The sequence below is a fragment of the Chthoniobacter flavus Ellin428 genome (assembly GCF_000173075.1).
Lineage (GTDB): Bacteria > Verrucomicrobiota > Verrucomicrobiia > Chthoniobacterales > Chthoniobacteraceae > Chthoniobacter > Chthoniobacter flavus.
In genome coordinates, this window is sequence record NZ_ABVL01000032.1 from 18,514 (window position 1) to 45,271 (window position 26,758).

Genomic DNA, 26,758 nt, shown 5'->3' on the forward strand with positions numbered 1-26,758 from the left:
TATGAAAGCTTCGAAAAATCTCCGCGCGGTCGCGTTGGTCATCGTTCTAGGGTTTCTAACTCTATTGTCTGTTCTGGCGATCGCTTTCTTTAGCAGCATCAGCACGGAAACGCGGGCTTCGCGTACCTTTGCGAGCCAGGCTTCCACGCGGCAATTGGCCGAGACCGCGGTCAATCTCGTGATGAGCCAGATTCGGGAGGCGACTGTGCAACCGGGCGCGGCTTGGGCTTCGCAACCTGGAATGATTCGGACTTTTAGCGACGGAGGAGGGGCGTCGCCGAAAGCCAACGCGTTTTTTAAACTCTACTCCGCGCGAAATATGGTCGTTGGGAAGACGCAGCTTGTCACTTTTGACCCGGAATCGGTCGGACCTTCGTACCAGGCAGACCCCGATGGAAGCAGAAGCGACACTCCGGTTGACTGGGACAAGTATCCCGCGATTTTCACGGATCTCAATAGTCCGGTTCTGGTTAACACGGCTGGAACTGGAGGAGCGCTGAGTCCCGTTTTTCCCATCGTTGATCCTCGGGCGAAAGAATCGGTTAATGGAATTCCCTTGGTCGAGGGATTCGATTTCACGGCGGACATCGACAAAGTAGTGGCGGGGGGAGGTAGCGATAGTTGGCGGGTTCCGATGCCTACCCGATGGATCTATGTCCTTCGGGATGGGACGCTGACCACGCCGGACGCCAATTACACGCCGTCCGGTGGAGGTGCCGGCTGTTCCTGGAGCGGCGCGGGGTCAAAGGCCCTCCTCCCGACCAAGGACAATCCGATCGTGGGGCGGATCGCCTTCTGGGCGGATGATGACAGCTCGAAGGTCAACGTCAACACGGCCGGTGGTTACGGAAAGCAAAGTAAGACCGGTTTCACAGACGGCTACACACTCGACAGTTATGCCGGCTCATTTTGGGACACGCCCCGGTTCTACACCAATTTCGACATTGGTCAGACCAATCCGAATAATGGTGCGCTAATTCCCGGCGTGGGCGCCGGTGGGTTGGCCGCGGCGCAACCGTTCCAAAAAGAATATCAGCGTTATCCCGGACATCCCGCCACGACCTCGCTGGGCGCGGTTTTGGGCAATCTGCTGACTTCAGAGCAGATCTACAAACTGGTGCCGCGGATTAATGGTGGAGGCTCCCTGGGAGGCACGGTGAGAACAGACGTCGCGACGGCGGTTGAGCTGCAATTGAAGCCGGAGCGTCTCTACGCCTCGCTGGACGAACTGTTATTTTCTGAATCTCCGGTCAATGGAGGACAGCGGGAGACGAATGACAAATACGTCGGTACCGATGGGGCGATTACCCCGGATATTCTGGAAAAGACGAAGTTCTTCCTGACGCCGTACAGCCGGTCTCCCGACCTGAACTTGTTCGGTCTTCCTCGAGTCACTATTTGGCCGGTGAATCAATCCGCGGACGAAGCTACCGGACGGAACGGATTTGACCGCGCGATCGCGTTCTGTTCCACGATCGGAGCCAAGAAATTCATCTTCACCCGCTCATTGGCCAGCTCCGGGGCGTTGAGCACGACAAACGACATCCAGCAGACGGCTTACAGCCAGAATGTCGCGTTGATGAAGTATCTCCGGCAGTTGACGAGCCGGCCCATCCCTGGCTTCGGCGGAAACTTCGAGTCGAAGTATGGGACGGACAACCGCGACATGATTCTAGGAGAGATCTTCGATTACATACGCATCGCCAATTTGCGGGACACGACGACCGGGATGACGTCGTATCAATATGCGAAAGCGGGTGTCGTCGCGCCCTCACGCGCGGATGTTTTCGGGACCGGAAAGAAGATCGGCGGGTTCGGGCGGGCGGCAACGATTTCGGAAGCATCGCTGGTGTTCTATTGCTCTGGCGTGGAAGCCGCGGGGGCGAAGAATGTGGATGGCGCGGTCATTCCGTGCCGGCGTTTTTCAAGGGGAAGTGATGCCGGCCGATCGTGAGCACAAGATTACCGACCGCTACGTCCGGGCTTTTCTGCTCTTCTCCACCTTTCACCCGATGCAGGGTTATGCGCCGATTGTCTCGCCGACGGCGGACGCCGAGAAGGAAGTCTTTGAGGTTACCGGTTTGGATCGATTCAGTGTGAATGGGGCCTGCATTTGGCCGGGCGGCACGCTGTCGAATACGATTCAATCCGTCTCCGGATCGACTTGGGGAGGGAGAAACTTCGGCGGCTACGAAGGCTTCATGCATACGTTGGTCAACCACCATACCAACTATGCGTTTGCGTCCACCGGTGCGGCGAAAGTACCGTTCAACCAGGCGACATTCGGCTTCGGGGGCGGTGAGATTCAACTGACCATCAAATTTGGTCCGACGCAGGTTCTGCAAAACATTAAGCTGAATTTTCCCTCGGCTAGCTGGCCCCGTGCCGCGGAGATGGTACCGGCTCAGCCCAGAGGGGGATTCGTCAAGGGTAACCCAGAGTGCGACGGTTAATGCAGGGGGGCGGCTCGAGTCCGCGCAAAATCTATTGGATTTCACCGATCCCCTCGGGGGCGGCGTTGATGGGAAGAATCCCGGTGGTCATTGCAGGATTCGAACAATCCCGAACGTGACGACGGGCATTTATGGGGGCGACCGTTGGAGGCAGATCATCCAGCCGGGGGATGTCATCCGGAGCCTGGTATATGGAAATCACACCACGCCTGTCGGCACGACGACGTCGGGAGATATGCGCCTTCTCGCGCTGACTACAGATGTCCCGAACACGGAATTCAAACCGCATCCGGATTACTTTGATTCCACTTACCGTTTTGCCCAGGGCCTGCGGGCGTCGGATGGCAACACCTACGTTTATAACATGCCCTATTGGGATATCGATGCGAAGACGACTGCGGTCCCTCCGGAGGTCCAGAACCGAACCCTCACCGAGACCACTGCATTTGGAAATCACGTTAACCAGGCGACCTTGCGAGTTCCGTCGAGCCGGTCGATGGAATTGCCTTATTCGCAGGGGACGCCGACGGCCAATCCCCCCAATGGCGGAGTGAACGGAGTCGTTCGATCCGACGGGCGTGCGGGCGATTTTGACACCGGTCTGGGGGTCTTTCCGGATGGTCCCTACGCAAACAAGCAGGATGAGGGGAACGTTATCTTTAAGTATTTCGACACTGCGAAGCAGAAATGGATCTATCCCATCCCTTACGCGGGCAATCAATCCTACGAGCCGCCGGGCGATATCTACTTCTCGCCCAATCGACAGATGCCATCTCCGGTACTTTTCGGTTCGTTGCTTTCCCGCCCAACCGACACGCATCCCGCCAGGGGATGGGAGACACTTGCATTCTGCCCAAATACCGTCGGTGAGAGGCATCCCGGGAATACGGTCACGCCGCGTGATCATCTCCTGCTGGATTTGTTCACGATGCCGTTTGTGGAGCCGTATCTGATTAGTGAACCGCTCTCCACGGCGGGTCGCGTCAACCTGAATTACCAAATCGCGCCCTTCCCTTATATCAAGAGGAGCACGGCGCTAAGAGCGGCATTGGCTTCGCTCCGAGTCACGGCGATCAGTACGTCGCTATTGACTACTTACAAGACGGGCGCAAACGGAAAACCGCTTCCCAACCCCGGCGACAATCCACGGTTCCGAATCGATCGAGACGAGACTCTGAAAGCATTCGATAGCTTTTTCAGTCACTACAAGACCACTCCGAACGAGGGTTTCTTCAAATCTGCCTCCCAGATTTGTGAGCGGTTCTTTTACCCGACGGGGCCGGGAATAGCTCCAAAGTTCCGGGCGCCCACCTACGAACCGGATACGATCTATGACGCGCCGGGAAGTCCTTCAGGGGAAGCCGATATCATCAATTTCTGGCGGCAGCGCACCCTGACCGGGGACAACGTGCGCGAGAAGCCATACGCGGATTTGTATCCGCGCATTACGACCAAATCGAATACCTACACGGTTCACGTGCGCGTGCAGACGGTACGGCAGGTCGGCGGGCCTAGTTCGGATTTTTCGAAATGGCGGGAAGGTGTCGATGAGATACTCGGGGAATATCGAGGATCGGAGACGATTGAACGCTACATCGACCCTTCGGATCCTCGCCTCTTAACCAAACTCAGTGACGCGAACATCAACGCACCCGATGCCTCGCTCGAGGACATTTACCGGTTCCGCGTCGTCAAAACAAAGCAGTTCAACCCCTAAGAGGGCCCCCATTTTATGAAAAAGTCGACCCCCGTACGGGCCATCGGAGCACTCTGCCTTCGCAAGGGATTTTGGTGGTTTGCTCTCACCTTCGTTTTGCTCGCGGGCGTGGCGATTTCCGCCAATGTCCTCTTTTGGGACCCGGATACCAACGCGACGGGAAACAATAGCGCGACTCAGGCGAATCTCGGCGGAGCGGGGACTTGGGATACCACCACGAATAACTGGTGGGACGGTGTCGCGACTGACACCACTTGGAGTAATGATAACTTCGACAGTGCCGTTTTCGGGGGAACGAGTGGTGGAAGTGTCACGCTTGGGGCGCCGATCGTGGTTGGACGCATTACATTCAATACCGGCGGTTACACGGTAAAGCCGTCCGGCACGAATACCCTGACGCTCCAGACGGCGGACGGAGATCCGGCACCGGTGATCGTGGCCAATGCGAACGCGACGATCGGGGTTTCAGGAGGGGCGGGATTGGTGGGCAATCAGGGAATGGTGAAGGCAGGAGGGGGAACCCTGACCGTTTTCGGGAATAACAGCGGGTTTGTCGGAACGACGACATTGAAGAGTGGAACGCTGACGCTTTCCGGTGATGTCGATGTCACGCCGAACGGCACCACGAGTCTCGGAACCGCTCAACCGATCACCCTGCAGAGCGGGACCCTGCGTTTCCTGAATAACAGCGGCGTTGCGCAATATAACAGTGACATCCTCTTGCAAGGAAACGCGACGATCAATGTGGACCATGCCACCACGGGCAGCAGCGGGGTGATCGAATTAGGAGCGCTCACCCTCGGGTCGAACACCCTGACGACGACCAATGGCAACGGGTACGGCCTGCGCTTCATGGGGACGACGACGCTGAACAGCGCCATTTCCACCATCAATGCGACGTTCAATCCCTCCGCGGGTATCTTCGACGCCGCCGGTGCGACAACTCTTGGGGGAATGGTCACCGGACCTGGGGCCTTGAACAAAATCGGTTCCGGAACCCTTTTCGTTTACAATGCGCTCGGGGGCCCCGACAACGATTACGCGGGCGGAACGAATGTCCTGCAGGGTACGCTGGCTCTTGGCGACACCTCTTCGCAGCTCGGTTCGGGCAGGGTGATTGTCAGTCCCGGCGCGGTGCTGCGTATCGAGGACAACTTGAATTTCTTCTCGATCGAGACCAGCGGAGCCGGACTCTTCCTGCAGAGCAGTTCGACGGCGTTCGGTGTGCTCGGCCTGGACGGTGATTTCACTCCCGGCACAGATGCGCTCCAGAATATGAAAATCAGCCCCTATGGGGCCGCCGTGCAGATCAACACTCCGACGACGACCTTCCTGGGAGATTTCAACTTCGCGAATTTTGGCACCGGAGCGGCTGGCACAGGAAAGGTATTTTTGGGTGCGATCGTAAATACAACGCTGAACGGCTTTGAGGGCCAGTTAACCCCAGGGCCCGACAATGAATACCGGCTGGGAGCGAATGCCTCGAGCGGAGTCACACTGACGCTCTCGATTCCCAATATCTTGAACGCCGGAGACAACGCTTCGCTGGTGGTCGGCACACCGATTCAAAACATTGTCAGCATCACAAATGGGACCGGCACGGTGCTGATTAGCGATTCGCAGAACTATGGCGGCCTGACGACGGTGAACAGTGGAAGTACGTTGACCGCGAGTGTGGCGGCGAGTCCCGATGCCTTGCCTCTTGGGACGGGCGCGACCAAGCCCGTGATCGATGTCTACGGGACGCTGAATCTGACGGGTGGCGATTTTGCACAACTGGCGCAGACGACACTGAATGTCTCGCAGGCGCGTGGTGCGAATGGCGCGTTGAATTTGAACGTGACCAGTAACGAATTTGCGGGAATCGGGACCGTGAACGAACGGTTGAAAGACACCGTCGTGCTGAACTTCAATGGCGGCACCTTTTCGTTCGCCGGTTACAACAGCGGTAATGTCACCGGCGCGCCACTAATCTCTTCGCAAACCATCGGAGAGTTCAATTTTTCGGCGACCAACGCCGTCAACGTGACGTCGGCTGCCACAGCGACCACCGATCAGGATGCCATTCTCACTCTCACCAATGTCAATCGGGTCAACAACGGCTCGATCACCTTCGCGCATACCGGGGCGACTCAGCCCGTTCTCGGAAAACCTTCGGCGGGAACGAGCAGTGACATCCGCATCTTCATTACGAATCTGAACGGGGCCGCACCGGTGGTGACGAATGGCATGCTGGCGCCCTATCTCCTCGATGTCTCGAATGTCCCATTGGCTGGCGGCGCGACGACCGCGAACAGCACGACAGTTACGGTGACGAGCACAGTTGGCCTGGCTCCAGGCATGATTGTGACCGGTGCCAATATTCCCACTGGCGCGTCGATCGTTTCGATTATTGATGGGACCTCGTTCCAGATCAGTCGGCCGGCTACTACGAATGCCACCGGGCAATCCTTCACGGCCAATGGGCAACAGTTTGTGACCTACGGACCGGACGGCGTGGCTCCTGCGGCCTTCGATGTTCAGGCCACGACCGCCGCCACGCTTCAGGCGGCTACGGCTTCGCAGATCGTCACGGTGGATGCGGGCTTCAATACGACCGCGAATGCGAGTGTTTATGCGTTGCGCATTGGGGACAACACGCTGGGTGGGACGAATACGATTACCATCGGTAGTGGGGCGTCGGCGGAGGATGGCGCCGGCTTGATTCTCAATCTGGCGACCGCTCGCACCGATACGCCCAATTTCACTTTCGGGACGGGCGGAAATCGCGAAGCCATGATCTATGTGACTGGCGGCCAAACGGCGACGCTCAGCGGTTTGATCTCGGCGACGGGATTGACCAAGACCGGCCCGAATACCCTCGTGCTGACAGGCAACAACGTGAACCTCAATGGGACGCTGACCGTCGACCAGGGCACTTTGCAGGGGACCGTAGGCGCGTTCAATTACCGACCGATCGTGTTGAACGCCGGGACCCTGAATTACGACAACGGCGGCAGTGTGCGCTATCTGAATGACCTCATCGTGAATGGTGACAGCACCGTTACCGCGGGCGACGTAGAGATGCCGATGGTGGGCGATGTGACGATCAATCCTCGAGCGGGCGGCAATCTCGATCCAATCGTCTTCAACATCGCGCAAGGGCTCTCCGTTTCCGGAGACTTGGTGTTGAATGGCGATGTCAATTGGAACCAAACGCGGGCCGACCGGAACAACGACGTCCGTGCGCGCGTCCTGGTTTCTGGGAAAGTGACGGGCGTGGGCGCCTTTAATAAGTGGAGCGGAAGCACGAGCCAGACGGGTGTTACGGCGTTCCTGAATGGTGCGAATGACTACCAGGGCGGCACGACAGTGAATGGTGGAACCCTGGAGTCGCTGACGGCGCTGGGGACGCCATTCAGCACGGGCGCGATCACGGTCAATCCTGGAAGTATCCTGCGGATCGCCAGCCCGGATAACATTCACGGGAATGTCCTGACTTTGAATAGCGACCTGGCCGGACTCGCGGTTCTGTCGCTCGCCTATAGCGGAAACGTGGGCGTCAACGGCGGTCTGACGGGGACGATGAATTTCAACAGCGGCAATTTGGGCGGACCGTTCAGCGCGGTCTTCGCCATCGATGCGATGGGTTACAGTGGCGACATCGACCTTTCGACATTGGGAGGCGGCACTGCGTTTCTTGGGACGGCGATTGGAGGCAACTTCAGCGGCAACCTGACGCCGGCCGCGGTGAACAGCCTGATTCCCAGTCTTGACGGCAATGCACCCGAGCAATTCGCCGGCGGTGTCTATCGGTTGGGTGGCGGTGGCAGTGGCTTCCTTAACTTTACCGGCGCGGCCAACCAGTTGACCGGCAACAATGCCGTACAGATCGGCGCGATTAGTAACGTCACCCAAGGGGCGAGTTTCGTCCTCCAGAATGGCGGTCAGAATAACAACGCTTCCAACGGCCAGGGGGCCGTCCAGATCGTGAACGTGAACGATTACACAGGCCCGACGATCCTGAATAGCGGCGCCATCACGGGCAGCCTCGCCAGTCCCGGTGATCTTTCCGTGGGCAATAACAACGCGTTGGGGACGAGCAAAATCATTTTCAATGGCGGCGCCTTGCAAGCGCCGACGAACACCGGTCTGCCCTTCCTGACGCCGGTCATTACTTTGTCCAACGATGTCGGCTTTACGGGAGACGCGACCTTCGACGGTTCGACCAACCTGGTTCTCACGGGCACGTTCCCACTGGCGGATAACCAGGTGGGGGTGACCCGAACATTCACGGTGAACAATACCACCGGGATGACGATCATAGGGGGCGACATTATCGATGGGGCGGGGACGGCCTCGCTCAACGGCATCACCAAGACCGGAAGTGGTCCAATCGAGTTCCGCGGCCACAATACCTACAGCGGCTTTACGAACGTGAATGGCGGGACCATTGTGGTGGAATCTGATTCCGATATCTCGGTCAATTCGCAGATCACCTTCAATGGCGGTGCTCTCGGCGTGTGGAACCAATCGATGAGCACGGACCGCGATTACATCCTGGTCGGAAACGGCACTTTCGATGTGGGCGACGCCAGGACGTTGACCCAGGTGGGGCCGAACGGTTCGGATCTCGGCAGCATCATCAGCGGGCCCGGGATGTTCATCAAAAACGGCTTCGGAACGCTGATCCTGAACGGAACCAATGCGAACAGCGGGGGTAACGCGGTCCAGATCAATAATGGTATCCTGCAGATCAGCGCGAACGTGAACTTAGGCGACCCGGCGGTGAATGGACAGATCGTGGCCGGAGGCGGAACCCTGCGGGTGGATGGGACCTTTACTTCCGCGCGCAACATCCTCCCTAACACGAACATCACCACTTCGCTCGGCTTGAACATTACCGATGAGAATACTTTCACATCGACCGGCCTTCTGAACAACAACGGCACCGGGATCTTTACCATTCTCAAAACCGGGGCTGGCACCTTCATCAATAACTCGAATAACTCGCTCAAGCGTTTGGTGGTCACGAATGGTGTCTTTCAGTCGAGTTCGAATACCCCGGTCGCGGCGGCGGCGAGTGAAATTGACCTGAGCGGGGGCACGCTGCGTCTCCAAAATCTGACAGCGAATCAAGCAGTCGTGACACCGCTGACCAATTTTCTGGGCGGTGGCCATATCGAACTGCAGAGTGCGGACGGCTTTAGCAGCCAGTTTGCGCCGACTTCCCTTGATCGTATCGCCACCGGCACCCTGGTCATTTCCGCGGGAACGAGCACGCTCGGCGGTGCGGGAAACACCAACGCGGTTCGCATTTTGCCGGACAATATGAACTTTGCCGCCGACCGAACGGCGGTCACCACGACATCGAATATTGTCACCGTTTCGAACACGGCGGATCTCGAAGTGGGGATGACGGTCACCGGTCAAGGCATCCCGGCGAACGCGACGATCACGGCGATCAATTCGCCGACCTCCATTACGATCAGCGCCAATGCGACGGCGGCCAATACCTATCTTACCTTTGGCGGTGCGGCGCCGCGCGCCAATGCGGTGAACAACGGAATCTTCCCGGCGAGCGTCGTCACGGCGGATGCTGCGGGACTGGCCAGTTTTACGACGAACGATCCCACGAACGGCATCGTCGCGTTCACCGGGTACACGGCGATTGGAGCGACTCCGGCGACCTTCAATACACCGACCGTTGTCGGCGATGTAGGAATCGGCGGAACGGTCCTCACGGGAGTGAATAGCCTCTATGCCCTTCGGACCAGCGGGGATATTACGGGCGGCACATTGAAGATCGGTTCGATCAGCAATTCCCGGGAAGGCGGGATGATCGTTAACGGCAACGTGCGCATCAGTAGCAATTTGATCATTGACCCGACGAGTGCCGATGCGCGACAGGTGTCCAGCGCGTCTGGGGAAGGCGTCTTCTATGTGGCCCCGAATGTGACGCTGACCCTGGCCGGCGATTTGCTGGCCAATAGCTTCACGAAATTCGGCGGCGGCAAAGTCGTCTTTAGCGGCGGTAACAATAGCATTCTGGGCGCTCTTACGGTTCAGGAAGGAACGCTGGAAGTGGCACCTGGAGCTCAATTCGCCCGGTTGGCGACCGACCTCGTCTTGAATGGACAGGGCACGCTGGATTTGAATGGTAACGACGCGCGGTTTAGCTCGCTGTATAATACCGCCGGCGTGGGCGGCGGGATTATCACGAACACGGGAAGCAGTGACGCCTCGCTGACGATCTTCGCTCCTACGGCGACCGTGGCGGTGCCGCCTTCTCGCGCAGGGGTGATTGGACAGAACACCAACAAGGTCATCACTGGCCTGGCGTCGACTGCGGACCTGCAGGTCGGGATGTCGGTCTCAGGAACGAATATCGCGGGAGGAGCTTATATTCAGTCGATCGATTCGCCCACGCAGATCACCATCGCCGCCCCTGGGAACAATGCGAACGTTTCGCCGTCGACGCAGACGGTTACCTTCGGTTCCTCCATCTTTGCCGGACGGATCATGGATGGACCGACGAACAAGTTGACCTTCGTGAAGAACGGCGCCGGCACGGTGATTCTCGGCGGTTTCAGCACCGCGGCGCCGCGGGCGGGAGACAATACCTTTAGCGGTGGGACGATTCTCAATCAAGGCACCCTGCAAATCCAAAATCCTCTCGCCCTGGGTGGAGCGGATGGAAGCACGCCCGGTGTCGTGACCCTCTTCGGAGGTACATTGGACCTGCGCGATGACGGCGGTGGCATCAATGGGACGATCATCCTTGGCAACCAACAAACGGATGGCGTGGATGTTGTCGTTGCTGGTCCGGCGACGATCAATGTAGATCGTTTCTCGAGTCCGAACACGGGCAACGTTTGGCAGATCAATGACCTGACGCTGAGCGAGAATACGCTGTCGATTTCCGGCGCCAATAACTACGGTCTCCGAGTTGCCGGAACGACGACGATCGCCGGCGACTATGCCGCCATCAACAGCCTGAGCGACCAGGCGAACGGAAATATCCAATTCGACGGGCAGATCGTCGGAGCGGGCGCGCTCAATAAATACGGCACGGCGATCCAGCGCGTGGCGACGATCAACGGGTCGAACAACACTTACAGTGGTGGAACGAATATCGTCAGCGGGTCCTTGCAGATTACGGCGACGTCGGGGACCCCGCTGGGCACGGGGCGGGTGAACGTATTTCCGGGTGCGATGCTGCGCATTGCCGGCCTCGATCCGACGTGGCAGCCGGGTTCTTTCAGCAGCGTGCCCGGACAGGCGCAATTGCACGTGCTGGGTTACTACAACAGCCTCGGGGTGGTGGCGCTGGATAATTCCTTCGATCCCTCGTCGCTACTCACCGCGGCAAATTTCAGCAATGCGTACGGTTCGCTGGGCGTTGCCCTTTCCAACCCTTTCTTCACCCAGACCCTCGACATGTCCACCATCGGAGATGGGCGTGCCTTCTTGACCTCGGGCATCAATACGGAAGTCGCTTACGTGGCTTCCAATTTGATTCCTGGCGTGGGCAATGGCGTGGCTCCGCGGACGTACCGCCTCGCGGGCGGGGTGAGCAACCTCGCCTTCATCGGGGTCGACAATGTCCTGAACGACCTGGCCGGTGTGGGCACGTCGGTGCAGGTAGGTTCGCTCAACAGCGTCTTCGGCAGCGGAGGCGCGATCGGTATGACCGGCAACTCGGTCATCCTCCGCAACTCCAACAGCTATACGGGTGGCACCTGGATTGGCAAAGGATCGGGACTCAGTCTCGGGGTGGGCGGTTCTCCTGCCGGAAGCACTCCCTTGGGCTCTGCGGATGGCACGGTGACGGGTGCCCCGACGGATGTGATCATCTACGGAACCCTGCAACTCGAAAACCGGCTCGAAGCCTCCTACTTCAATGCCGCCACCGGCAAGAATGCGAATAACTACATCCTGATGCCGGGCGGTAACATCAATATCACCGACTTCGCCGGGCAAGAGGCGGGAGGAAATGGCCGGTGGGCGGATACCGACGCCAATGGTGGTGGGTTGAATCTGAACGGTGGCAGCTTCCGTTATAATGGCGCGGCCAACCTCGACTCGTCGGAAAGGGTCGGCACTTTCACCGTTTCCAAGGACAGTCGCATTTTGCTCGACCGGTCCAATAACTCGGGAACGGTGACACTCATCGTGAACGATCTGCCACGCGTGGACCATGGGGTGTTGCAGATCCAGGCGCTGCAGGGAGGCGGAACTACTGCCAATATCCTTGGCATTCCGGCGCAAACGACCCTGCAATTGCAGGAAGGGGCGGGATATGATCATCTGATTATCAACACTCCGGGTAGCGCCGCTACTGTTTTGGGGGGCACGACGTCGATGGGGGCGGGAGCCGTCAATTCCGGCATGGCGCCGGGTTGGATCATCGACGCCAGCGCGAACAGCTTTGTTACTTACAACCCGACGGCGGCGAATACCGGTTTCCAGACCCTGGTTACCAGCGGAAGCCCAGGAGCCAGCAGCGTGGCGTCGAACGGCACCTTTACTCCGGGGGCGAATCAGGTGGGTTACAGCAAGGTGATCACCGGAAGCGGCACGATCAGCGGATCCATCACTTTGACCGCGAATGACATTGTCGACGTCAACGCGGGCGGTGGGGTGACATTAAACAGTCCCAGCACGAGCGTGTATGCGCTGCGCACCAATCGGGATATCAATCCAACCGCTGCGAACAATACCCTGACCATCGCCAGCGGGGCCCTGCTTTCGGTTGGCAATACCCTGAACTTGAATGCCGCGCCGGCCGCCACCAATGCGGCTCCGCTCGACATGACGGTGAATTTCGGCGTGGGCGGAAACGCCGAGGCGTTGATCTACACCAGTTCGTCGATGACCATCAACGCCCAGATCAACGCCGCGGGACTGACTCACTCGGCGGCGAGCAACAGCCAGTCCGTCCTTACTCTTACCGGCGACAACCACTTCACCGGCCCGATTGTCAACAACCAGGGAATCCTGCAGGGGACCAATACTCTCAGCGGCATCGGTCTGCCGGTGAGCGGCGTCTTTGACGATCAGGATATCTATCTCTCCGGCGCGAACAATCGCGACGCTTCACGTCTCATCATCCGGGCCGGCGTCGGCGATGCTACCTCGTCCGTCCTGGCGAGCAACGTCGAGGCGACCAGCCAGATCGGCGGGACGATTTTCGTGAACGGCGACTCACGGCTCGATACCAATGGCGGCGTCTTCCAGCGCATCAACAACCTCACTTTTGCCGACTTGGGACCGATGACTCCGGTAGGCCTGGCCTTGGGGAATATCTATGTCGCGGGCACGACAACCCTGGGTGCGCACGACAATTATATCGAGGGATTCTTCAATACTTATTCGAGCTCCGTCTTTGGCGGCCTTGTCCAGGGCGGAACGCTGACCAAATTCGGGAACGGCACCATGCTGATGGCCGGAACCGCGAATACCTACGCCAGCACGGTGATCAACCAGGGCGGGACGAACACCGCCTCGAGCATTTTCGGTTCACTGACACGGACGGGTCAGCCGTTTGGCACGGGGTCGATCACGATCAATCCCGGCGCCATGTTGCGGATCGCGGACGCGAGCAACATTACCCCCAATGTCGTAACCCTGAAGAGCGATGGCATCGCTTTGGGCGGCTTGGCTATTGCTTACAATTCCAGCGCGAATATTGCAGATCTCTTCGGCACCGGGCCAGGGAAGGTGAGCATGTCCTCCACCGGAGATTACCTCGGGGTCATCGCGCTCGACGTCACTAATTACATCAATCCCATCGACATGGGTGCCCTCGAGGCCGCGGCCGGGGGCAAACTGTGGCTGGGGACTTCCATCAGTGCGACCTATATGAGTCCCACGCTGGCTCCGGCATCGGATAACGTCTACCGCCTCGGCGGCGGGGGCAATCAGGGCAATCTGACGATCGGCGGCAATGGAGCGTATGAGAACGTGCTCACCGGGACTGCCAGTGTCGTCATCGGCGCGGAAACGGCGGGATCCGACAACAACGGCCCGGCTTACATCAATGGTAACTTTGGCTCCATCGTCCTGAGCACCCGCAACGATTTCTCCGGTGGAGTGACGCTCAACAATCAAGCCGGACTGACGCTGAATAACAGCTACGCGCTCGGCACCGGGATTCTCTATCACAACGGCGGCAATCTCACCTTGAACAATACGGTGACGATCGCCAACGAAATGGACATGATCGGGGATACCTTCAGCACGAGCAGTGGGGGGAATGCAGCGTTGACCGGCGAAATGAAACTGGCTCCGCAGGGAGTGGGTGGAATTGTGACCCTCAACATGAATGGGGGCGGTCACCTCGGCTTCGAGGGAGTGATTTCGGGTTCTCCGGGGGATGGAACGTCGGGGTCTAACATCGTGAAGACTGGGAGTCAGACGATCATCTTCAACGGGATGAATACCTATCGCGGCACGACCAGCGTGACTACGGGCTTCCTGGGCATTGGGACCGATGTTTACGCGAATGCGCCCGGCGCCCTCGGCATCAATGATGTACCGCTCATTCTCAGCAGCACCGGCGGCTTCCTGCTCGGCGGCCAGATTACCATGGACCGCAGCCTGATGACTTCGGGCACGGATGAAATCCGGGGTCAGACACTCGCCTTGTCGGTGATTTCGGGCGGCATCGCCGTGACGAGCGGCACGATCATTATCGACGAGACTTCGACCAACAACGGGACCTTCCGCGGCGGAGTGATCGATATCCAGGGCCCGATCAGCGGGGCGGGCACTGTTCAGATTGGCAATGCGAATGTGCAGGGTTCTGTGCGGCTCAGCGCCCAGGCCAATGGTTACGGGACGAACACCTTCACCGGCGGACTCGTTCTGTCTGCGGGCCGTTTGCAGATCAATTCCGATACTTATTATACGGGGCCGGCGGATAGCCCGACGATCCTCAGTGGCCCCTTGGGAACGGGAACGCTTACGTTTGGATCTGGAAACGGCAATGCCGGTGGAGAAATCGTCGCCTACGGAGCGGATCGCACGGTCGTCAACGCGATGGCGGCAATGAGTACGGCGGCAGATACGACCGTGACCTTTGGCGGGCATTACGACCTGACCTTCACGCGCGATCTCAACATCAATTCCGACTCGAGCCTGCGCAATCGGACCTTCAACGTGCTGGCCAGCCAGGGGGAAACGAGTTTCCTGGGGGATCTCACCTCCAGCGGCGCCGCGGGGGGGCGGATCACGAAGAATGGAGCCGGCACCCTCGTGCTCGAGGGAAACAACACCTTCTTTGGGACGACGGGGACGAGTCTCATCACGCTCTCCGCGGGTGTCATTCGCTTCAGTGCGGACATGAATCTCGGCCGGGTCTCTACGACGCAGAGTAACTTCACCATCAGCGGCGCCGGTGCGCTGGCCCTGGAGGGAACGACGCCGGTGACATGGGATGCCGCGAGCAGCAATCGCAACCTGAACCTTACGAGCTCGTCGGGGGCAATCGAAGTCGACGATGCCAATGGGCTCTTTACGATGAACACCCGGGTGACCGGCGCGTTCGGACTGCTCAAGCAGGGCGCGGGCACTCTGGCCCTGAATGCGAACAACAACCAGATCACCAACCTGGTGATCGGAGGTGCGCCCGTGGCGGCCGCCGCCAACCTGGCTGCGGGACTGTCGGGTGGCACGGTCAGCACCACGGCCACGAGTGGGACACCATTCGGAACGGCCAGCATCACTCTGTATGATGGCACGCTGAGTTTGGTTGGCGGCGCCACCGCTCAAGCGCTTTCCATTCCCACGCTGAATTTCGGTGGAGACTCCGACATCCAGTTCAATCACGGAACCACGACCTCCCAGTTGACTGGCACGACGATCGCCCGCCTGAACCAAGGGACATTGACGCTGCTGCCGACCACGATCGCCGCTCTCGGCGATACGGAACGGTTGATCGCGGGTAACTTCGCCGCCTTCCCCGTAGCGAATGGCATGTTGGCGACTCCGTCGGTATTCGTTCGACTGCCCGGAGTGGGGCAGGACGCCAACTTCGCCACCTACGGCGCCAACGGCTTCCAGTTGCACACGGCAAGCACGCAAGGTGCGTTCACCACTTCCGACGCGACCCTCATGGTCGATATCGCCGGGGGAAGTCAGGTTGCGCCCAATAGCGCCTTTAACGTGCTGGCCCTGCGCACCGATTCCAATATCACCGCTGCCGGACCCAACTCGCAGATCAATATCACCAATGGCGGGTTGATTCTGAACGGTAACGCGGCGCCAGTCATTGATCCCGATCTCTATTTCGGCGATGGCACTTCCACGGGCGAGGCGATCGTCTATGTCCGCGACGGACAGACCGGTGCCGCCACTTTGGCGGGAGATTTCACCGCCGCGAATTTCACGAAGTCCGGAGGGGGGACATTGCTCATTTCCGGGACGAACAATGTCATGACCTCATCTCCGACGACGCTGCCGACCTTGCAGATCAACGATGGCATTGTTCGATTCGCCGGTCAGAGCAGTCTTCCGAACCAGGGGGCCGTCGGCATTTCGCCGATGGATACCGGCACATTCGATCTTGCCGGCCAAAGCCTGACCGTCGGTGCACTGGGAGGAAATGCGGTCGCCAGTGCTGCGACCGGGATCGTCATGAATAGCGGCGCGGCGGCGTCGCTGGAGGTATTCACGCGGAATGGGGTGACGAGCAACTTCAACGGCTTGATCGAGGGCGACATCAACCTGATTGCCAGCGGACGCGGCACGCTCATCCTGGGCTACAACAATACCTATACCGGGGGCACGCGGATCGACGCCGGCCCCATCGCCAGCGCGAATGGTCTCTACACCGGGACGGGAGCTTTGCAGATCAATTCGTTCAATTCATTGGGCGCCGGTCCGGTGATTCTCGATGGCGGCACGCTGGACATTCGCAACCCGGTCGCCCCGAACGAAGTGGAGGATAACATCGACGTCATCAGCCTCGGGTCGGGCGACGGCTACGACTTTGTCATCTCGGCTTTGAATAACTTCGGTTCGGCGAATACCACGAGCACGATCAACTTCAATGGCACGGCGGGTTTCCAGGCAATTCATAGTCTGACGATCGATGCCCCGGTGTTGTCCACCGGGGGCGGCACAGACAATGGCCTGCTGGTTCGCGGCACGACGACCCTCGCGGGAGATACCATCTTGAATGTCGGACGCGCACTCGCGCTCGGGGGGAAGATCGAGGGGAGCGGAGCGACGGTGACCAAGATTGGTGGCAGCACCCTTTATATTACCAATGCGGATCGCGATGCCGGGGCCAACGACGTTGGCGGGTGGGCGATTTTGCAGGGGACGATGGAAGTGCGCCTGTCGCAAGGCGGGTCAAACCCGTTGGGCGATGGCAACGAGATTACTCTCAACGGCGCCTCATTGAACCTGCGCCACGACGGCGATAACCTCAGCGATCCGCAGGTGCTCGATACGTTCCGGACAAATGACCTGCTCGTGGGTTCATTCATTCCCGTCACGACCGTGGGCTACACGAGCAGTGCCAATAGCACGCTCGATACGCGCACGATTTCGGCGGGAAACAACAAGACGCTGCAACTCGGCCAGTTGCGCTTCGGCGGTCCCTTGGGCACCGCGTTCTTGAGCTTTAACTCGGGGAATACTTATTCCGTCGAATTTACCGATGGCCTGTCGATGATCCACGATGGTGCGCTCTCCTTCAATCAGCAGAACGTCACCTTCGACGGCAACATCACGGGGAACGGAACGCTCTTCAAACAGGGCGGCGCGGAACTGGACATCAACACCAACGCGACCGGGAACAACCCGATCGGCGGAACGGTGCTGGCCAATGGGAGCACTTATTTTGCCTCCTGGCAGGGAAGCACCCGCACCCTCAACCCGAATGCGAAACTTCCGGGCGGGAGCATCACCATCCAGCCCAACGCGAGCCTGCGCTTCACCGCGATTACCAATCTCAATGGCGGGCAAATCGTGGACGTGCGGAGCAATCTGAGTTCGTTGGGGATGATCGGCATCGGCGACGATACCGAGATCAGCAATTACAATTTGCGGGCGCGCGGTGCGGCGGGAGTGTTCGACCCCAGCGCGCTGACGGGCAGCATGGGCGGAGGAATCCTGGCGCTCAACGACACTTACACTCATGCGATCGACCTCGGCCGACTCGGGGACGGCACCTGGTTCCTCGGTTCCTCCAGTGACGGCTCGGGAGCCAGTGTTTCGTCGAGCGTTAATGGTCACTACAACGGCGGAGCATTGGGCGCGGGGGCGGGGTTTGTCGGTATCGGCAATGATCTTCCCACCTATCGCCTCGGAGGCGGCGGCGGGACGCTTTACATCGGACTCGAGCAACCTGGCTCGGCGGCCAACCAACTTTCCGGCGCGGCCAACCTCGTGGTGGGATCGCCCCTCACCAACGGTGGCTTTGGGAGTTTTGGCGTCACCGCGACCAGCACGACGGGTTCGGCGGGCGTGATCCTGAATCAGGATCAAAGCTATACCGGGTTGACGCTCGTTAATCATGGCAGCCAACTGGAGTTCCGTGGCGCCATGGCTACCTCGGGTTACGATGTGTTCGGCATTCTCGTGGCCGGGGGCACCAACGGCAGTTTCGCTGGCGGACCGACGCCGATCCTTCGTCCTGGCGGGGAGATCAATCTCGACAATCAGTTCGATCTCCTGCCAGTGGGAAACGTGGAGGGCCGGTGGGGCGATACCACCGCGGTCAATCTCAACAGCGACATCTTCCGGGTTATTGGCAACTCTGCGGCAGACCTACGGGAGGTCGTCGGCCAGGTGAGCGCTAGCGGAGGCTCTTACTTGATTCCGCAGCGGGCCTTCGGCGGACGGATCATGGAACTCAACATTGCGGGGTTGACGCGAGTCGGGACGGCGACATTGTCGATCGAATCCGCCAACAGCGGTGCGCTGGGGAGTGACGAGCGGGTGACGGTGGCCGGCGCGGATCTGGCATCGCAACTGGCCAACATTCCCGGTGGTATTGTGAATGGAATGGTTGGTCCGTGGATGTTCAACGGACACGATGTGCAGTTCCTCACGTACAGCGATTTCGGATTCGTGAATGCCGGCTTCACCCGGGTGGCCAATGGCACGCTTTCCACCAGCAGTTCGACGCTCACCGATCGCAGTTTTATCAGCGGCACTTCCACCATGGCGCCGGGGGCCCTGCTCAATACTTATGCGTTGCGCTCGGATGCCAATATCACGCTGACTTCGTCCGGAGATACGACCGCGAAGATCATTATCGGCAGCGGTGGTTTGATGAGCAATAACGCCATCAACATCACTCCCGGATTGGTCTTTGGCAGCATCGCCACACCGGCGCAGGCCATCATCGTCAATAACAACAACCTGGTCATCGGCAGCACCTCCAACCCGAGCACCTCGGGCCAGATTACCGCGACGGATATCGTGAAAGCGGGCGACGGCAATATGTTCATGGACGCCGAGCAAGGCTCTTTCAGCGGTCCCATTGCCTTGAATCGCGGTGGACTTTTCATCCGTTCGGGTTCAACGACGGCGATTCCATCGTCGAACGCCGGAGGAAAGGGGAGTGTGATCACCATTAATGGCTACGGTCTGACCGTGGGCTTCCGCAGCGATGCGACCAACGGAGGAACCTTCTTCAATAACAGTGTGGTGATCGGACAAGACAATCTACTCGGCATCATCAATTTCGACCGTGCCGTAGGCACCAGCGTGAGCGACAAGGTTGTGGGCATCACCGGTGGCATTACCTTTGCCGGTGCACCGGGCGAGCAGGGGCAGACGCTGACCCTGTCGGTTGGCAACAGCATGCAGTTTGAAGCACAAGGCGGGATCGACTTTGGTCCGGTCGGCAATTCCATCCTCAATGTGCCGGATGTCTTCGTGAACAACACGCGTCGCACGGTCTTCACCGTCGATGGGCAACTCACCGGCGATGGAACATTTGTCAAAGCAGGGAACGGACAAATGGCGGTCAATAACCTGAATTCGCTCAACGACTATACCGGTGGGACGGATCTGTTGGTGGGCAATCTCATCGTCCGCGCGGCGGCGAACCCCGTGGCTAACGACGCAATAACCGACATAACCGCCGGCGGTCTGGGAACCGGGCCGATCAATCTGCTCGGGGGCGTGCTCTTCATTCAAGCCGATGCGGACAACACGACGACCACCCGGGAGCGAATCAACTTCTCCAACGATCTTCATGTTCTCGGCAACACGCAGATCGATGTTAATCGCAACGGAATCGTCAGCCCGGCGGGGACGGCGAATGACATCCGCTTCGCGTCCCTCTCGATCGGTTCACAAACCCTGGCGGTGACGGGTGGTAATAGTTATGCGTTGGAAATCGGTGGAACCACCACCCTCCTCGGTAATCCCACTTTCAACGTGAGTTCCGCCGATCTGGTCTTCCGCAGCGAGGTCGATGATGGCGGCGGCGACAATTTCATCGTCAAGAATGGCGGGGCGACGATGTGGTTCAATTCCGCGAACAACTTCAGCGGCGGCATTTTTGTGAACTCCGGCGCGCTACGCTTCGGTGACATTGTTGCGGGCAATAACACCGCCAATGCCGGCACGGGCCTGATTACCATCAACCCGGGCGCGAACATCCAATTGCAGGCCGCGACTAATCTGCTGCCTGGCCAGCAGGTGGCGGTGCACAGCATTCCCAATGCACTGGGAACTTTCCTGACGTTTGCCGTGCTCGATCCGACGCGGGTGATCACCAGCGATTCGACCGGGTTGCTGCGCATCCCCACCAACTACAATATCCCGCTCGATCTCTCGGCGATCGGCGACGGCACTTTCCAACTCGGCACGACCGGCAACAACTCCTATACCGCGCCGACTCTCGGCGTCGGAGCAGGGAATATCTATCGCCTGAGTGGCGGCGGGCAGACGCTGAACATCAATTCGTTCGACAACGTGCTCACCGGCACTGCCCGGCTCGTCGTTGGCTCGTTGAATTCCTCCGGCACGCTCGCGTTGGGCCATGTGAATGATTACACCGGTGGCAGCACGGTAGTGCGGAGCAGCACCCTGCAGTGGACTCCGTCGACCACCGACGTGTCGCCGCTGGGCACTGGCCAGGTGGATGTGTTTGGCCAGACCATCGCCTACGGGACAGGCGGTAACTACAAGCTGAATACCTTCGTGTTTCATCCCGGGGCGACGATTCGGATCGATAACAATGCCGGTGGAAACGTCAATGTGGATCGCTGGGATGACAGTACGGCCGTTCCGCTGAATGGCGCGACGCTGTCCTTCAATGGCCGGAGCGGGGCGATCAGCACGGAGACTTATGGCGACCTGACGTTTGCCGCGGGATCGCGAATCGCGCTGAGCAGCCAGGGCACGGGCCAGGTTGAGCTGAGCATGCCGGGCTTTGCGCGGGAGGAAAATGGAACGATGGTCTTCACGACCGGTGCGGCCAATCGTCTCGGCATTGCCGCCGGCAACAATAGTGAGCGCGTGTTGATCACCGGCAGCGCGCCGGCGATCGCCGATGGCATGCTCCCGGGTTACTACGTCAATGGGACGGACAATACCTTCGTTACTTACGATGCGGTGACCGGATTCCAGGACGCCGCCTTCACCCAGAATTACGGAACGACTTTCGGGACGGGACTCACCGCCGGCACGGACCTTGTCAATGTGACCGCGACCAGCACGCTGAGTGATGATCCGGTCATCCACGCCCTGCGTCTGGCCAATGCGAGCCTGAACAATGGCACCGGTCAGTTCAATACGATCACCTTTGCGGAATCGGGCAGCAGCATGGGCGGTGTGATCGTCTCGGGTGGCAATGTGACGATCAACCCGAACCTGACCTTCGGGGTCGCGGGGAATCAAGAAGCGCTCTTCTATATTGAAGGTGGCCGCACGGCGACGGTCATGTCCGACATTACGGCGGGATCGATCACCAAATTCGGAACCGGTGTGTTGCAGATCAACAAGGATCAAAACGACGCGGCCCGTGGGCCGGGTCAAGGGTACTCCGGAGGATGGGTGGTAAATGAAGGGCAGTTGACCGTGACGTCCTTCGGCGGCCTCGGCAATGCGGTGGCGTCCAACACGGTCACGCTGGTTCGTAGTGCCTCGAGCGTCCCGGTCCTGCGCTTGCAGATCAATAACGCCTCCAACTCGCAGACCAATACCGGCAATGTCCTGAACCAGATGTTCACCTCCGGGAAGATCATCGCCGTCGATGATGCGACGATCAGCTACGATTCGGGGGCGGATGACCGCTCGAATTCCATCGCCGACCTGGAAGTGCGGAATACCGGCGGGGATTTGCTCGATGCGCGACTCCATTTCGACATCGTGCATCTGCGGGTTGTCCTGCAGGCGGGGCATCTGACGCTGGACGGAAACGGCATCATCGATGTCAATGCATCGTCGGTCGGTGGAGTGACGAGCGGATCCAGCGTGGGGCTTTCGGTGGCCGATATCTCCGGAGCAGGGCGCCTGACGAAATGGGGCAATGGCGTGCTCTACGTCCGCGGCGACAGCAATGGCTACACGGCTCCGGTGAATATCGAGCAGGGCGCGATCAGCGTGAGCAGCAACGGCGCCCTGGGCACCGGCGCGATCACGGTGAATCGGTTTGGCATCCTGGACGTGGCCATGGCGAATTATACGCCAACCAATTCCAGCATTACTTACCTGCCGGGTTCGATTGAGCGGTGGTCGGTCGATGGAGCGCGGACGGGTAACATCAATCTCGGCGGGGGCACGCTGCAAATCGGCATGGACCAGTCGAACGCGGTGGCTGGGACGACGGTCGTGACCTTGAACGGTGGTTCCATCGAAGGATATCTCCGCACAGATGACAATATCTGGCGTTCGAATAACAGCCAGGGCGCCGTCTATCGCACCGTGAATACAGGCACGAGCTTCATTCTCGCGGGAGACTCTTATCTTGGCCAGAACATCACCGAGGGAGCCAATGGGCTCGACAACGGAGTGCAACCCAACGCCTTCACGCCCTATACGAATGCGGCCGCGGGCGTGCTCCTGGAGATCAAGGGCAATATCAGCGGCATCGGCGGCTTGACGAAACAGGGCTACGATACGGTGACGCTCTCCGGTCACAACACTTACAGTGGCGGCACGACAGTGATGCAAGGAATGCTGCGCATCGGCGCCAACGACAGCCTTTTGACCACAGGCGCGCTGGCGACGAACTACGATGGCGTCTTTGATTTGAATGGCTTCAACCAAACGGTCGGCGAGCTCGGCGCGCCGGCCAAGACGGTCGATAACTCCAGCGGCTTTATCACCAATACCGCGACGACCCTCAATACGCTCACTGTCGGGAATGGCTACAATGCCGATATGACCTATGGCGGCGTCATTCAATACAACGTGGCGTTGACCAAGAACGGGCTCGGCGAGCTCATGTTGACGGGAGCCAATACCTTCTACGGGGCGACGATCGTCAACGCCGGCGGCCTGCGATTGACCCACGCCACGGGCAACGTCCTCGACAGCCTGCTCAATACGGCGAGCCTCACCCTGGCGAATGGCACCTCGTTGCAATTGCGCACCGGCACCGGCGCGGGGCGCATGACTTTGATTGGCAGCAGCGGCACCGTGCTGACTCTCGGGGGCAACAATCTGTTGAGTGTCGAGGTGGGTGGCGGCGGCGGCACGGGCATTGCGCTGAATGCCGGCGCCAAGGCTCAGGTCACGGGGACGGTGACGGTGAATGTCTATGGGACCAGCACCGGCGCGGGCGATCACTCGATCGTTATTAGCGCACCTGGCGGCGGCCTGCTAACGACGAACGGAAGCAGCGGAAATTTCGTGCTCGGCAAGGTCTTCAACAACACCGACTTCATTGTCACTGGGTTGACCCAGACGGACACCCTCGTGCAACTGAACACCCAGGCGGAGGCGGCACTGACCGCGGCCTACTGGGTGGGCGGCTTCTCGAATGAATGGGCCGCGTCCGGAGCGGGTGTGAGCAACTGGGCGAGTGACCTCACCGGTACGGTGAGCGGACTCGTTCCCGGCCCGACGACCGATGTCTTCCTCTCGGCGCAGAACCGCGTGGGGCAGGATAACATGGTGCTCGGTGCGAACATGACCATCCAGAGTCTGACGATCAACAGCACGAGCGGTGATCCCGTGGTGTTGAAGGGAGACGATGGCAAGACGTTGACCATCACGTCGGCCTCTCCGATTACGGCCGATGCCGGGGCCGGATCCGCTTCTCTCCAGGGCAGCATCGCCCTGACCGCGCCGGTCGCGACGATTACGGTGAATTCCACCAACCCGCTGGAAATCGATGGCGCGATCAGCGGGGGAGCGATCACCAAGACGGGCACGGGCACCTTGGTCCTTGCGGGAGCCAACACCTTCACCGGGCCGACCGTGATCGCGCAGGGCACCTTGAAGATCGGCGCAAACAATGCGTTGCCGGCGCTGGGAGATCTCGATTTCGGTACTTCCGACAGCACCGCATCCAGCACCACGGCCGGTGCGCTGGATCTGAGCGGGCATAGCACGACGGTCCTCAATCTCGGCGTCTTCACCAACAGCACCACGGCGGTGAATGAGATCACGATCGGAGCGGGGCAGGTGTTGCAGGTGGACGGCGCCCTGACGGTGGGACCGAATGTGGCCACGGCGAACACCACGACCAAGCTGACCATCAGCGGTCCGGGTACTTTGCAGGTGGGCACACCGAGCGCGCCGACGCTGAAGAACTTTTCGGTCGGCGGCAGCGTCGCGAATAACTTCGGCAACGCCGCCACGCTCGATATGTCCGGCCTGGCCAATTTCTTCGCCAATCTTGGCTCGGGCACTTTTGCGGTCGGGGATCAGACCGATTCCGGCGGTGGCGGCACCGGCAGCTCGACGCTGACCCTCGCGGTGAATAACACCATCATGGCCTCGGTATTCAGCACGGACGGCGCCCATTTCGTGACCTCGAACAATAACCAGAGAGTCAACCTCGGCAGCGGAACGAACATCATCGACGCCAATACCTTCAATCTCGGCATTGTGAACAACCGCGGCAATGGCAGTATCGGCTATGCGGCCGGTAATACCACCGGCACGCTGAAGGTTCGCGCTTTGGATGGGGTCGGACGCGCGATCATGAATGTCGCCTACGGCAATTCGCAGACGGGAGCGAGCCCAACCGAGACCGTGGATCTGACTGGTCACGATGCAGATCTATTACTGAACACGCTCAATATCGGTGGGCGGACGCAGGTCTCCGGCGCTTCGTCCACGGGTATCTTCCGCTTCGACCAGGGCGTGCTCGATGTCCTCGGCGTCGTGCTCGGTGATCGTCGTGTCACCTCGGGCACCGGCGGAGCGACCGGCACGCTGGAACTGCTCGGAGGCAATGTAGACATCGGCGCGGGTGGCATTAGCATGGGGAGTAACACCGCGACAGCGGCGGGAAACACCGCCAGCGGCACGGTGAATATCGGTGGCGATGCGGATGTCACGGTCGGCGAAACGAGCGGGGTGAGTATCACCATGGGCCACTCGACGCTGGCTGGGTCGGTAGCGAATGCGACGCTCAACGTTACTGGTACTAGTCGACTGTCGGTGGCGGGTGACATTGTGGAAGCGACCGGCGCCGGCAACGCGGCGATCGTCTCCACGGTCACGCTGAATGGCGGCACGCTCGAGATGAATGGGCACAATCTCGGAACCGCGACCGAAGCGATCAATAATCTCAACTTCCAGTCCGGCACGCTGCGCAACGTGGGCGCGATCAACGGCACCGATGGGCTGACGAAGACGACCACGGGCACTTTGATCATGGAAGGCACCAATTCCTACACGGGGGTGACCAACGTGAACGCGGGCACGTTGCTGGTACGAGGCAGCCTCAATGGTAGCACGGTGGCGGTGAACAACACGGGTATCCTGGGCGGCGCTCAAGGACTGGGCACGGCGACCACGGGTTCAGTGACGGTGAACGCCGGCGGCACGCTTGCTCCGGGCGAGGCACCGGGAACAACCGGAATCCTGACGACCCTCGGGGACCTGACCTTTGGAGACGGCGCGATCTTCCAACTCGAGATCAATGGGACGACCGCCGGCAGCGGTTACGACCAGCAGATTGTCACGGGTAATACACTCATCAGCAGCACCGATACGGTTTTGACTCTGGGCGGAACCTACGATCTGGGAGCGACCGGCGATATCTTCACCGTCATCCTCAACTCCGGAGGGATGACGACGACCGGATTTGCCAACGCGCCCAACGGCTCGATCATCACGGCGAGCAACGGGCAGGCCTATCAGATCAGTTACTTCGACGATGCAAGCACCGCGGCTTTCGAATTGTCGGGTGGCAATGACGTTTCGCTCCGGGCGATGACGATTCCGGAACCGAACGATTTCTCGATGCTGATCGCCAGCCTCGGCTTCGCGTTCGGCTTGCAACGCTTCCGCGGTGGCTGCCATTCCAAGAGAACTTCCTCGCAGCTGTAATGACGACGGCGGGAAAACAGCTGAGCACGCCGGTTCGAAGGTTCTCGCTGGGAAAACCGCGCCGGTCATTCATTACTTGTGATGCCACCCGCCGAAATCTCCCGGCAAGACGGTGACTTGAGCGATT

General features: G+C 59.6%; 4 protein-coding genes. All 4 read left to right on the forward strand.

Features of this window, described 5'->3' with window-relative positions:
* Window position 1: 1 nt before the first annotated feature.
* On the forward strand, window positions 2-1,954 hold the full coding sequence (vccA, locus tag CFE428DRAFT_RS29175; protein ID WP_157447677.1) for a Verru_Chthon cassette protein A: 1,953 nt from the start codon (window positions 2-4) through the stop codon (window positions 1,952-1,954).
* Complete coding sequence (locus CFE428DRAFT_RS29180) at window positions 1,935-2,453, forward strand: hypothetical protein (RefSeq protein ID WP_157447678.1); 519 nt, start codon at window positions 1,935-1,937, stop codon at window positions 2,451-2,453. The genes vccA (CFE428DRAFT_RS29175) and CFE428DRAFT_RS29180 overlap by 20 nt, the downstream gene beginning before the upstream one ends.
* Window positions 2,454-2,568: 115 nt before the next feature.
* The gene (gene vccA / locus CFE428DRAFT_RS29185) at window positions 2,569-4,170 is read left to right on the forward strand and encodes a Verru_Chthon cassette protein A (protein ID WP_006983320.1); all 1,602 of its coding nucleotides are present in this window, start codon (window positions 2,569-2,571) and stop codon (window positions 4,168-4,170) included.
* A 15-nt stretch (window positions 4,171-4,185) separates the two neighbouring features.
* On the forward strand, window positions 4,186-26,631 hold the full coding sequence (locus CFE428DRAFT_RS37965) for an autotransporter-associated beta strand repeat-containing protein (protein WP_006983321.1): 22,446 nt from the start codon (window positions 4,186-4,188) through the stop codon (window positions 26,629-26,631).
* Window positions 26,632-26,758: the final 127 nt, after the last annotated feature.

Excerpts from the sequence above, each read along its gene's own strand:
- vccA (WP_157447677.1), top strand. The coding sequence starts at position 2 with ATGAAAGCTTCGAAAAATCTCCGCGCGGTCGCGTTGGTCATCGTTCTA.
- CFE428DRAFT_RS37965 (WP_006983321.1), top strand. The coding sequence starts at position 4,186 with ATGAAAAAGTCGACCCCCGTACGGGCCATCGGAGCACTCTGCCTTCGC.